Annotated in this window: 10 protein-coding genes; 3 read left to right on the forward strand and 7 right to left on the reverse strand. The window is 38.9% G+C overall.

Annotation, left to right across the window (positions count from 1 at the left end; translation table 11 throughout):
• Positions 1–18 precede the first annotated feature (18 nt).
• Positions 19–2745: an autotransporter assembly complex protein TamA gene (locus E0H89_RS08045; RefSeq protein WP_131216125.1), complete on the reverse strand. Its 2727-nt coding sequence runs from the start codon at positions 2743–2745 to the stop codon at positions 19–21.
• A 178-nt stretch (positions 2746–2923) separates the two neighbouring features.
• Here E0H89_RS08045 and E0H89_RS08050 point away from each other — a divergent pair, with 178 nt between their 5' ends.
• The gene (locus E0H89_RS08050; RefSeq protein ID WP_131216126.1) at positions 2924–4246 is read left to right on the forward strand and encodes an MFS transporter; all 1323 of its coding nucleotides are present in this window, start codon (positions 2924–2926) and stop codon (positions 4244–4246) included.
• A gap of 4 nt (positions 4247–4250) precedes the next feature.
• Positions 4251–4886, forward strand: coding sequence for a 2-polyprenyl-3-methyl-6-methoxy-1,4-benzoquinone monooxygenase (coq7, locus tag E0H89_RS08055; RefSeq protein ID WP_131216127.1), 636 nt, complete (start codon positions 4251–4253; stop codon positions 4884–4886).
• An 83-nt stretch (positions 4887–4969) separates the two neighbouring features.
• Here coq7 and E0H89_RS08060 read toward each other — a convergent pair whose 3' ends face one another.
• Together E0H89_RS08060 and E0H89_RS08070 are read right to left on the reverse strand one after the other, a co-directional pair.
• Positions 4970–5542 carry a DedA family protein gene (locus tag E0H89_RS08060; RefSeq protein ID WP_131216128.1) on the reverse strand — a complete coding sequence of 191 codons (573 nt, stop codon included), beginning with the start codon at positions 5540–5542 and terminating at the stop codon, positions 4970–4972.
• 758 nt (positions 5543–6300) lie between these two features.
• Positions 6301–7626: an ISNCY family transposase gene (locus E0H89_RS08070; RefSeq protein ID WP_131216129.1), complete on the reverse strand. Its 1326-nt coding sequence runs from the start codon at positions 7624–7626 to the stop codon at positions 6301–6303.
• 242 nt (positions 7627–7868) lie between these two features.
• Here E0H89_RS08070 and E0H89_RS08080 point away from each other — a divergent pair, with 242 nt between their 5' ends.
• Positions 7869–8306: a DUF6392 family protein gene (locus tag E0H89_RS08080; protein ID WP_131216130.1), complete on the forward strand. Its 438-nt coding sequence runs from the start codon at positions 7869–7871 to the stop codon at positions 8304–8306.
• A 316-nt stretch (positions 8307–8622) separates the two neighbouring features.
• Here the strand turns inward: E0H89_RS08080 and E0H89_RS08085 are convergent, their stop codons facing one another.
• From E0H89_RS08085 to E0H89_RS08100, 4 genes are all read right to left on the reverse strand, one after another.
• On the reverse strand, positions 8623–9060 hold the full coding sequence (locus E0H89_RS08085; RefSeq protein WP_131216131.1) for a 2-amino-4-hydroxy-6-hydroxymethyldihydropteridine diphosphokinase: 438 nt from the start codon (positions 9058–9060) through the stop codon (positions 8623–8625).
• A complete protein-coding gene (folB, locus tag E0H89_RS08090) occupies positions 9017–9397 on the reverse strand; it encodes a dihydroneopterin aldolase (protein WP_131216132.1) in 381 nt (126 codons plus the stop codon). Before folB ends, E0H89_RS08085 begins: the two co-directional genes overlap by 44 nt.
• 139 nt (positions 9398–9536) lie before the next feature.
• On the reverse strand, positions 9537–10835 hold the full coding sequence (locus E0H89_RS08095) for an ABC1 kinase family protein (protein WP_131216133.1): 1299 nt from the start codon (positions 10833–10835) through the stop codon (positions 9537–9539).
• A gap of 58 nt (positions 10836–10893) precedes the next feature.
• Positions 10894–11622 (reverse strand): HesA/MoeB/ThiF family protein, encoded by a 729-nt coding sequence (locus E0H89_RS08100; RefSeq protein ID WP_131216239.1) that lies wholly within the window; start codon positions 11620–11622, stop codon positions 10894–10896.
• Positions 11623–11843 lie beyond the last annotated feature (221 nt).

The raw sequence follows: 11843 nt of genomic DNA on the forward strand, positions 1-11843 counted from the left end.
CTCTCTAAAACTTAAAAATTATAATTGTGAACCAATGAAGAAATGAATCCGGATCGGATGATCGTCATCAGAAATACCTGAAGCCACATCTACCCGAATTGGACCAATTGGCGATGCCCAACGAACCCCTAAACCGACACTATATGCAGTTGGCGTATTAAAATCTTTGTCGTATGCATTCCCCACATCACTAAATACAGCTGCACGCCAGCCTTCTTTAAATTGATAGTTATACTCTAAAGAACCTACCGCTAAAGCTTGGCCACCCAGTTTAAATCCATTTTCTTCTGGCGATAAACTTTTATAATCAAAACCGCGAATAGTTTGGTCACCGCCTGTAAAATAACGCAGGTTATAAGGAACTTTGGTAAAATCTTGTGCAAAGATATAACCGACGTCACCACGTCCCACAAACTGATGGTTATCGTTTTCACCTAATGAATAGATAAAGCGCCAACCCGCATTCACAATCGCCATATCAGCATCGGATAATAAACTTTCACTGCCCAGTTCAACTTTATAAGTTTGTCTAAAGCCTTTGCCTGGATTGACGCGCTTATCGCTGGTGGTACGAGCAACCTCATAGCCAAATAATAATGATTGTTGCTGCTCATTCGCATTTGCTAAAAATGCATCCGGAATTTCTCCAGCATCTACCACCCCATCTTGTGTAATACGATCTAAACGATAACGTAAACCAAAAGTATGTTGCCAACTTCCGCGTGGTCTTTTAATAATTCGATCCACACCCGCAACTGCAGATTCGATCATCAATCCATTGCCTTGGGCAACATCTTCGCGTTCTTCACGCTCATAACCGCCTACCATACTAATATAGTCATTTAATGGATGGTGATAAGGAATATTATAACGGCCGTCAATCGACTGACGGATTTTGGATAATTCCAAGTTGGCATCAAACGAATGGCCACGGCGGTTTACAATGGCACGGCGGTACTGACCGCGCACACGCGCACCAGTATCGCTACCATAACCAGCCCCGACTTCTGCACTGTTTAGACGGTCGGCATTTAAAGTGACAATCACCGGGATTTTCTTTTCTTCCCGTGCTTGAACTTTTAAACGTTCTTCTTCGGTTTCTTTTGTTTCTTGTTGAACCTGAAGTTGACGCAAATTTTGATCAGTTTCGGTATCGACCTTACCGGCAAATTGCGTTTCATCGACTACAGATTGTGTAACTTCTTTTGCAGAAACGGCCTGTTTTTTATCCTGAACCAGGGCGGCGTTTTCAGATATTTTTTGCTGATCAACCAAAGCTTGAATATCAGGTGGAAGCTCCAGCTGTTTTTCAATCGGATCTGGTTTCACTGCATCGACCAAGGTGTAGTTAAAATAACGCGAGTTGGTTAAGTTATTAGCTAAGCCGTTGACCCGCCAAAAGGTATAATCAGCGCCATCTTCCCATGACACCATACTTTGCAATACATCCATGTCGATTGGGAAAGGTTTCGATGGATCACTCATCCGAAACTCAACAGGTCCTAATTTATAACGGTCGCCCGTTTCATAACGTAAATTAATATCTGCCGTATTTTGTGGTTGGGCCACTTTTACATCATGCAAACGCCAGTAACTATCAAAATAACCATTATTGTTCGCGGCATCGTTAATACGTGTTTTGGTTTGTTCATATAAACCGTGATTGAAAATATCACCGACATCTTGATCAGGTAATACACGGATAACCTGGAACTGCGCTTGCTGCTCACCTGCTCCGCTAAACTCTACATTTTGTTCTTTAATCAGCACAGGTGAATTGGGAGTAACACTTACCCGAACCCGATTCTCGCTCAGTTTCTCAAATTTAAACTTGGCATTATAAAAACCTACTGCCTGAGCTGCCTGATTTGACATGGTTCTTAATTGTGGCAGTGCTGAGGGAAAATCACTAAAGGATTCTTGGGTAAAACTTGAAAGCTTACCTTTAAGATTATCTTCTAAATTTTCCAAGGCTTGACTATAAGCCTTACTTGAAACCTCGCTCGGATTTTCTACTGAGGCAAATACTACATCCGCACTAATCCGTGCAACTTTTACAGTATTCAATTGACTAGATGGTCGTATCTTATAGAGCCAACGCTTAAATAAATTCGGTTCTTTGACTTCGTCTGCAACCGCTAACTCAGGTAAAGTTCTTCCCGCTTCATTGGCTTCAACCACAATTTTGCTATCGTCTTGAATGCTCGACATCAATTGATCGACATTCACCGGTGCGTGATTAATTTCTACCAGTTCCTGTTGAGTCGCGTCGGAAACCACCACTTCATTAACTTGTCCAGCACGATATTGCTGTGCTTGATTTTTTGCGTTTTCAGCCTCACGAAAAATTTCGTCTGCCATTGCTTGGCTAACAGGCGCGATCGGCAACTCTTCTAAATCATCAAATTCAATCGGCTTGAATTCTTCCAAAGCTTGCCCGGCTTGTTCTTGCTGTTGCAGCATTTGCAAACTATCTGGAACAGTTGGGTTCTGTTGAAAGTTTTCAATTTTTTCTATTTCTTCAGGGCTATCCATCCCTTGCTTAACAGCTTCACTCTTGAGTTGTTGTTGAAATTCTGGTTGAGTGACCGTTGAATTAGGTTCTGTTACCTGTGCAAAACTTTGTTGGGCAAGTAATATTAAAAAGAGACTAAAACAAAATTGTTTATGTTGGTCATCCCACTTTATGAAAGAGCTGACACTTAGTGTAAGAGTCGACTTTTTAAAATTCAGTTTTGAAAGCATAAAGAACTCTAAACTAATATAATATTTGTAATGGAAATCACCAGAATCGGCTTTCTAACAAGCTCAAATCTATTGGAATTTTCACAAAAGTATAGGTTGAAAATATAATACATGATTTTTTATAGTATTTTACCAAATGCTCACATTTCTTAATAAAACTTAATGAAGCCCATAAACCATGGAAAAAAATGAACATCTTTTAGGTACACGTCGATTTTTACCAATGTTTGTCACTCAATTTTTCGGTGCACTGAATGACAATGTCTATAAACAATCCCTGTTACTGGTCATTACCTATGGTTTGATCAATCAGCAAAGCGCCAGTGTCAGCACACTGAATAATCTCGCAGCCTTACTGTTTATTTTACCCTATTTTATTTTCTCTGCCACAGCCGGACAGATTGCGGATAAATATGAACGTTCACAACTGGTACGAGGGATTAAGATACTCGAAATTGTGATTATGCTGATTGGTTCTGCTGGCTTTTTACTGGGGCATTTATGGCTATTATTAACTGCTTTATTTTTAATGGGTGTGCATTCGACCTTCTTTGGTCCAATCAAATATGCCATTTTGCCTGAAATTTTAAGACCCAATGAATTGATGTCGGGAAATGCCTTGTTCCAGTCTGGCACATCTATTGCCATTTTGATTGGTATGATTTTAGGCGGTGCGGTGATTTCTGCATCAGATGGCAATCTGTTCTGGATTAGCCTGACTGTGGTGACTATTGCTGTTCTAGGCTATATCTCAAGTCGTTTTGTGTTAAAGCAAAATGTCACTTCCCCCGATATTAAAATTGACTGGAACTTTTTTAGAACCAGTTTTCAGACCTTAAAGTATGCCAAAAGCTTGCCAATTATCTTTATAATTTTATTAGGTAATTCTTGGTACTGGTTTTATGGCGCAACCTATCTGACCCAGATTCCCCAGTTAACCCAACAAAACCTGCATGCCTCTGAAAATGTAGTCAGTCTGCTTTTAACATTCTTCTCTGTCGGAATTGGGGTTGGTTCTTTATTGTGCCGTAAAATTGGTGGTACAGAAGTCAATTTAAAGATGGTGCCGGTGGGAGCTATTGGTCTGACGGTTTTCGCTTTTTATTTGGCAGCAAGTTTAGCATTTGTGCCTGAACATAGCGGTAAAATACTAGGGTTAAAGGATGTATTTACCCAAGGCTGGAGCTATTACCATGTCATGCTGGCTGTGACATTACTCGGGATTAGTGGCGGTTTTTATATCGTACCTTTATATGCCATGATGCAAGCCTTTTCTCCACGTTCACATCGTGCACGTGTAGTAGCGGCAAACAACATTTTAAATGCGGTATTCATGGTATCCTCTGCTATATTTTCAATTATCATCTTAAGTATATTCAAGATTGATATTAAAATACTTTTCAGTATTACTGCTATTCTAAGCGCAATTTTCACTACATGGCTCCTGTTCAGGCTTAAGCCTATGCTTGCAGCACAGCAAAAAGAAGCTTTAGAGGATTAATTTTATGCGTCAATATACCGGTATCGACAAATTTATTCATTCGTTTGACCAGGCGCTTCGCAGCTTGGTTCCCGGAACGACCTCTGCACAGCGTGAAAACCCAGGTAGTGCTGTGGAAACCCAACTCGCTGTCAGTGAAGCACGTCATGTTGCCGGTTTAATGCGGGTAAATCATAGCGGTGAAGTATGTGCACAAGCCCTTTATCATGGTCAGGCACTCACTGCAAAATTGCCCAATGTACGCCGTGAAATGGAACAGGCCGCGATTGAAGAACAAGATCATTTGGCTTGGTGTGAAGGCCGTTTAAAAGAACTGGATAGCCATACCAGCTTATTGAATCCGGTCTGGTACGGTCTGTCCTTTGGTATGGGTGCTATTGCAGGTATTGCCGGCGATAAATACAGCCTAGGTTTCGTAGCCGAAACTGAACGTCAAGTCAGTCTGCATTTAGAAGACCATATTAAACAGTTGCCGGAGCAAGATGAGCGTTCGCGTAAAATTCTGGTACAAATGAATGAAGATGAGTTGCATCATAGAGATACAGCGTTGAATGCTGGCGGTGTAGATTTACCTGCACCAGTACGTATTGCCATGACCGGCATTTCAAAGTTAATGACAAAAACCAGTTATTATATTTAATTAACTTTTGAATGATGTAACGCCCGCATTATTGCGGGTTTTTTATATTATTTTTTAATAACGTGAGCAGGAATTATTTTAAATTATCTTTTGCGGTAATAAGTGAAAATGCTGTAAACACCACGTACTATCAAAATACACGCAATAACACTGGCGACAATATAAAAATCGTGATGATAGGGTAAGTTTTTCTGCCAGAACACATGTAACCAATGACTCACTTGCAAGCCAACACTTACAATTACAAATGCCCACATAAAACACGCAGCAATATTAACCGGCATGTATTTCAACAAAGGATAGCTTTTGATCCCAATCGAAATGGGTAAAATTGTACGTAACCCCCAAGCAAACCGCATCATAAAAATAGTTAATACAGGATAATCTTCAATAAACCGACTTGATTGCTCAAACTTTTGCGCCAATTTTGGTCTCTTTTTAATAAATTCGATGCCATAGTGTTTGCCGATCTGGTAATAGAGTTGATCTCCCAAAAAACCACCCAACATAGCCACAATAATTAACCACCAGAAATTAAAGATATGCTGATGTACAGCATAGGCTCCCAGCATAAGAACAGTTTCACCTTCAAAAAAGCTACCAATAAAAATAGCAAAATAACCATAGTGTTGGATAAGATCGGTCCAGTTCATCATGTTTTATATCTGATAACAGTTTTACTATGTTCGCTACATCACTGTTGATTACCAAGACAAACTTAGTAGCTTTTTTAAGCATATATATTTCATCTGTAAAACAAAATGATTTCTCTGCCTACCTTAAAATCAAGTCACTGAATATATGAAAACTATTTCAGACAAATGTTTGTTTAAAATTATCAATAATCTAAAGTATTAGCTATTACGTTTATCATCTAGAAGATCATTGAGAGAGTCTACAAGCTACATTTTATAATAAGTGATCAATTATAAAAAAAGCCCAACATCCTGTTGGGCTTTTTCGTATTTGCTGCTTAGGTATAACTCCTGTCGTACCGCACATTCCTTATGTTGTTTTTTATTCTTTTTATTGTCTGGAACATCCTGTTCTCTATGTCCCCATCATAGGAAATTTTATTCCGATCGTATAGACGCAAAGAGCCGAGATTAATGTGAGCAAATGCGTACAAAATCGACTAAGAACTATCCCCTTTTAATCTGCAGAAATTGGGGATATTTTTTGTCCTGGGAAGATCGGGGACATTGAAAAAAGTTTCATTTTGGTTAGAAAATAGTCAATTTTATTGGCAGAGTAGATCAAACCTGTTCATAAAAAATCTGACTTATTTCAAAATCAATTTTCCATCTGTTTTTTGATCATGATTAAAATTTTAAGCCATTGATATTTAAATTAATATACAAGTATTGTTATTCCCAAGTAGAAATGTCCTACCTAATAACCAAATAGAAATGTCCTATATGGACATTTCCAAGTCAAGCACAGGATTCAGATTTCGCTGTTGAATTGCTGTTTTCTGTGCACGTCTGCTTGGCATCTTTTGAGAACGATTGCGTTTGTTTTGTTGTTCCAGTTCTTCATGCTGCTGTTGGATATGATTCAGAACAGCCCCCAACCGTTTATTCTCAACAATCTCTCGCTGGTTGAGCTGACTTAATTTATCGAAGATGCTGTAACTGACTTTTCTCCCTTGATGTTCAATCGCTACGGTACCATCCGGGTATTCCAGGAACTCAAGATACTTGCCGATCAACCTTTGATTTTCTTCTGTCTTTTCCAGGAGATATACGCATTTATCATAAGTAAGGGTCAGGCTGTTCGTAACCCTGCGAGGTTCACGCCAGGTAAAAATATCATCTAATTGCTCAGCTGTTTCAGTGACAGAGCGGTGTAAGTTCTTAGGATTAAAGGCCATCTTTGCAAACTTGAGATTGAACTGCTCAATAAAGCAGGGCAACCACTTATTCGCATCAGCAATCGAACTGATACCTTCCAGACGCATCTCCTTGATCAGGCGATCCTGAAGTGTCCTGTTGGCGCGTTCCACACGTCCTTTGGCCTGTGGTGAGTTAGCGAAGATGATATCGATATTAAGAGTACTGAGCACGCGTCCAAACTGGGTAATCTTGGTGTCTTTCTTGCTGCTTTGATTCACCCTAAAGACTGAATGTTTGTCGCTGTAAAATGCCAATGGTTTACCGTGCTGTTCGACATATAAACGTGTTGAAATCATATAGTCAAAGGCTGATTCTGATTCACAGAAGCGTAAATGCTGCAATTTTCCTGTGGCATCATCGATAAACACCAACAAACAGCATTTAGCAGCGCGTCCTTCAAACCAGTCATGATGTGAGCCATCGATTTGGATCAGTTCACCATAACAATCCCGATTATAACGAGGCTGATACGGGCGTTTCAGGCGTTTGGAGCGAGGAATCCATAAATCGGCTGCAACCATCCAGGAACGTAGGGTTTCCACTGAAAGATCGAATCCATGCACGGTGGTGAGCTTTTCATGCGCTAAAGTTGGTCCGAAACCATGCAGTTGATCAGCAACAATGTTGAGGCACTTGAGCCTGAGTTCTTCAGGGAGCCTGGAATTGCTGGTTTGACCACGACTGGCATGGGCTAAGGCAGCTGGGCCTTGAGCTTTGTATTTTTGCAGTAAGCGTCTGATTTGACGTTCTGAAATATGCAGTAGCTGAGCAGCCTGGGACTGGGTTATGCGTTGATCACAAATTTCTTGCAAGACCGACAATCGTTTAAGTTCTTTATCCGACATAGACACCAACATATCAAACCGTCCGCTTCGATAATTGCAAAAGTGCATATTCTAAAAGCGGACATTTTTACTTTGGAGAAACCGGACATTTCTATTTTGGGCTTACAAGTATACTTCATATAAGCGCCATTATGTTAAATGGATATGGTTTTGTTTGATAATTATGACTTTAAATCAGAAATTTTATGTCAAATATGATAAAAACCAAGGATAAAGAGAAACTAGATTTAGGTATGTAATAAGTGAATTTTTTGGGTGATGTAGAAGTCTTTTTATCTTGTCTTGGAACTAGTATACCAAATGCTAATATTCTGAAAGCAGTTACTATTATTGCTAGTGAATTTGATACATCAGAGACTAATTTTTGTGGAGAAAAGCTATCTTATTGGGAGTTTTTCAAAAGAGGCGTTACGTTCAGATTTAATGAAAATCAGATACTAGATACCGTTTTCTTATATATCAGAGAAAATGCAGAATATTATCCATATCCATTTTTAGAAGATTTAATCATAGGTATTAATCATAAAAGTACGAAGCAATCTGTAATTGATCTATTTGGGAATCCAGAAAAAGAAAACGATTGTTGGCTTAAGTACAAAATATTTGATAACTACTTACATTTTGAATTTGATGAGTCATCAAAGTTAAAACAAATTACGATGGGGAAGTTTCAAAAATAGGATTCAGCTTAAGATTTCCTAAAATTAACATAATACACCTTATACGAAATTCTTTTCTTATTGTTTTAAAATCATTTGTTTAACTAAGATTAAAAAACCTAATCTTCAGAGATTAGGTTTTTTAAATAATATATAGCGTTTCCTGCCTAAGACTTGACTATTGTTACAATTTTAATCAGTCAAACTTTACCCACGCTCACCTATTTCCATATTTTTCTGTTGTTAGAGCTAAGTCGAATAATACTTCTAGATTAAAATCATAGATAGCTTAGGCTATTTTAAAATATAATTCATCTCCGGATGAACTGAATGAGAGTTAATCTATCCAATTCACAATTGGAAACTTATGTGTTTCATTTTCAAAATCAGTACTCTGCCAGACATCCAGCATTGGAATTTTGACATCCGTTGCTAGGGGTAATTTCTTTGGATTAAATTGCATATGAGATAAGTCCTCTCCCCATGCAATCAGATCTACATCTAAAGAAATTTGATGCGATGGACGTACTCGACCTGCTTCATCTTCCATTTTTTTAAGGATGGAGGTCATTTCTTCAACACTCATTTTACTTTCGAGCAAACACGCCGCATTCCAGTAATCTGCACCCACACTATCGCGACATGGAATTAAATAAATCTCAGAGAATTGAACCTGTCCCATTTTAGCAATCTGGGCAAATGCCTGCTTAAAATGGTGTTCAGGATGACAGTTACTCGCCAGAGCTAAGGCGAATATCGTTTCGGTGGCGTTCAAGACGAATTCCTACAGAATTTGCTTGCGCGATAATGGCAGGCTTACGGATTGTAATCATAATCGATTCAACCGCAGGAAAGGTAGTAAAAAGCGCATTGAGAACAAGCTTTGCTGCATGTTCAATCAATTTTGGCTGTGCTTTTTGAATAACTGTGGCAGAAATTTCACAAATTTCTGCATAATTCAGTGTATGTTGCAGTTCATCAGAATGAGAGGCCTGTTCCAAACTGGTCTGGATGGTCATATCAAGCATTAAAGGCTGAATGATTTGACGTTCCCAATTGAAACATCCCACTACTGTCTCGACCTTTAAACCTTCAATGATAATTGCATCCATGTTTTTTTACCCTTTACTGACTTTGATTTTGAATCTCTCCTTGAGAAACAATGTTTCTCATCCGTTTAAAAAAGGGAAGATATTTTAAAGTCCTCCCTTTAAAAAAAGCGAATTTAAGGAAATTTATTCCTATTCAAATTTAATGTTTTAACAACACGTTTGGATCAAGAGTTTGCACCATTTGCAGTCTTTGGTCTGCATAAATATCGGTATATGGCGCGAGAATGCGCATAAAGCGATCAAAATACAGCATTTGTTTAAACAGCAAGGCAAAGTCACGCGGGAAGCGAATACCGTGACGCTCACCGACTCCAACCATATCCATCATAATATCGTTTAAATCTGCGGGATTTGAACTTAATATTTGTTGAGGATCAGCCATTAATGCCCCACTAAATAACCGCTCCAGATCATCCGCTAAAACTTGTGTATCAATTTTCTTGTCGGTCATACCCATTTTTAGCATGTTTTCTGCCATCAGGAGGTAATCAGTTTTTTGCAGCGCATCCATAAATGCAATAGATGCAGTCCATACTTCAGGATTAAGCTGACCGACAATACCAAAATCGATAAAACCGACACGACCATCTTCAAGCAGCATCAGATTGCCTGCATGCAAATCTGCATGGAAACTGTTACACATCATCAAGCTACCAAACCAGGTATTCATGGCTGTAATTAAAACCTGAGACGGATCTTTAGAGACTCTTTTGACCACATCAAAATCAGTCAAAGGCACACCATAAAAACGCTGCATGGTGAGTACACGACGGGTTGAATATTGGTGATAAACTTTCGGTGCTGTAGCTTTTGAATTTTGAGTCACATTCAAATAGTTAACGAAATCATCAAGATTTTGTGCTTCTTCAATAAAGTCGACTTCACGCACCATACGGGTTTTAATTTCATCGACAATATCGGCAAGTGATGCAAATTTTACTTTAGGAACCGCTTTTTCTAAAATTTTAGTTGCCCAATGCAATACATTTAAGTCAGTGTAGAGGATGGTTTCTACACCTGGCTTTTGCACTTTAATCACTACATCTTCGCCTGTCACAAGTCTAGCTGCGTGAACTTGTGCAATGGATGCTGAGGCTAAAGGCTTTTCATCAATCGAGGCAAAAATTTCATCTAAATTTCTACCTGCAAATTCAGAGGCCAAAACCCCTTGCACATAACTAAAAGGTAAGGATGGCGTTTGATCTAGACAGCCTTGAAATTCTTCAACATATTCACGTGGAAACAGTGAAGGTGTACTGGCAATAAACTGTCCAAGTTTAATATAGGTTGAACCCAATGATTCAAAAGTTTCACGCATCAGTTTTGCGTTACTTGGTTTTTCTGTGGCGTATTTAATGCCTGCTTTTGCTGCAATAACAGCCGTTTCACCCACACGGGCAACGGAACGTAGTCCATCTAACCAGATATTGTTTTTCATAATGTCAGCTTAGAATTAAATTGTAGTGAGTGTAGCAAAAAAATATTCGTTTGCAGGGCTATCTTGCCTGACAGACTGGACAATCTGTATCTTTTTCGAAAGCGAGCAAGCGTTGTTTCATGCTTAACCCATCCCAAAGCATCAGTTTTTGCTTAAGCGGCATTTTCCCCAAACCTAAATACAGCAATGCGTGATGCGCCTGCAAACTCGCCATCACATTTGGTGTAGTGGCTAATACCCCAGAGTCTGCACAGCGTAGGTTTTCATTGACATGCTGTTCTTTGGGAAATAGACATTCATAACAGGCAGAGTCGCCTTCCACCATAAACAATTGTCCCTGAAAACCAATAGCGGAAGCACTGATTACAGGTGTATTGAATTGCTTACAGATTTGGTTGACCAGGTAACGTGTGGTGAAATTGTCACAGCCATCTAAGACCAGATCTTGATTTGAAATGAGTTGTGCTGCATTACCTTCATCCAGTTTTACAGTTTTTGATTCAACACGGATATGCGGATTAATCTGCTTTAAGCGTTTAGCCAGTATTTCGGATTTATAAAATCCAATATTTTCTTCTACATAGGCTATTTGACGTTGCAGATTACTCATTTCAATGGTGTCGGCATCAATTAAGGTAATTTGCCCCACACCCGCACGCGCCAGAAGTTCTGCGGTTGTACAACCAATTCCGCCACAACCGACAATTAAGACATTGGCGAGTTTGAGTTTTTCCTGTGCTTCAATATCCCAGCCATCAAGAAGAATTTGACGGCTATAAAGATGCATTTCTTGGTCGCTGAGTTCCAAATCAGTATCATACCGGGTCACTAGACATCATCCTTATCAGCCTTTTCTTGTTTCGCTGAGTATAGACAAATCAGCAGGAGTATTCAGCAAATCTATTTTTTCTTAGCTATTTTTTGTCTTAATTTTAATCATTTATTTGAAGTAGCCTATAAATTGACCAAATAAAAATCAAATAAATATTTGAAATTTGACATATTTTT

It is taken from the genome of Acinetobacter sp. ANC 3781 (assembly GCF_004331285.1).
Classification (GTDB): domain Bacteria; phylum Pseudomonadota; class Gammaproteobacteria; order Pseudomonadales; family Moraxellaceae; genus Acinetobacter.

Bases quoted from the DNA above. Each gene is read 5' to 3' on its own strand.
- E0H89_RS08045 (WP_131216125.1), bottom strand. From the start codon at position 2,745: ATGCTTTCAAAACTGAATTTTAAAAAGTCGACTCTTACACTAAGTGTC.
- E0H89_RS08050 (WP_131216126.1), top strand. From the start codon at position 2,924: ATGGAAAAAAATGAACATCTTTTAGGTACACGTCGATTTTTACCAATG.
- coq7 (WP_131216127.1), top strand. From the start codon at position 4,251: ATGCGTCAATATACCGGTATCGACAAATTTATTCATTCGTTTGACCAG.
- E0H89_RS08060 (WP_131216128.1), bottom strand. From the start codon at position 5,542: ATGATGAACTGGACCGATCTTATCCAACACTATGGTTATTTTGCTATT.
- E0H89_RS08070 (WP_131216129.1), bottom strand. From the start codon at position 7,626: ATGTCGGATAAAGAACTTAAACGATTGTCGGTCTTGCAAGAAATTTGT.
- folB (WP_131216132.1), bottom strand. From the start codon at position 9,397: ATGGATGCAATTATCATTGAAGGTTTAAAGGTCGAGACAGTAGTGGGA.
- E0H89_RS08095 (WP_131216133.1), bottom strand. From the start codon at position 10,835: ATGAAAAACAATATCTGGTTAGATGGACTACGTTCCGTTGCCCGTGTG.
- E0H89_RS08100 (WP_131216239.1), bottom strand. From the start codon at position 11,622: ATGCATCTTTATAGCCGTCAAATTCTTCTTGATGGCTGGGATATTGAA.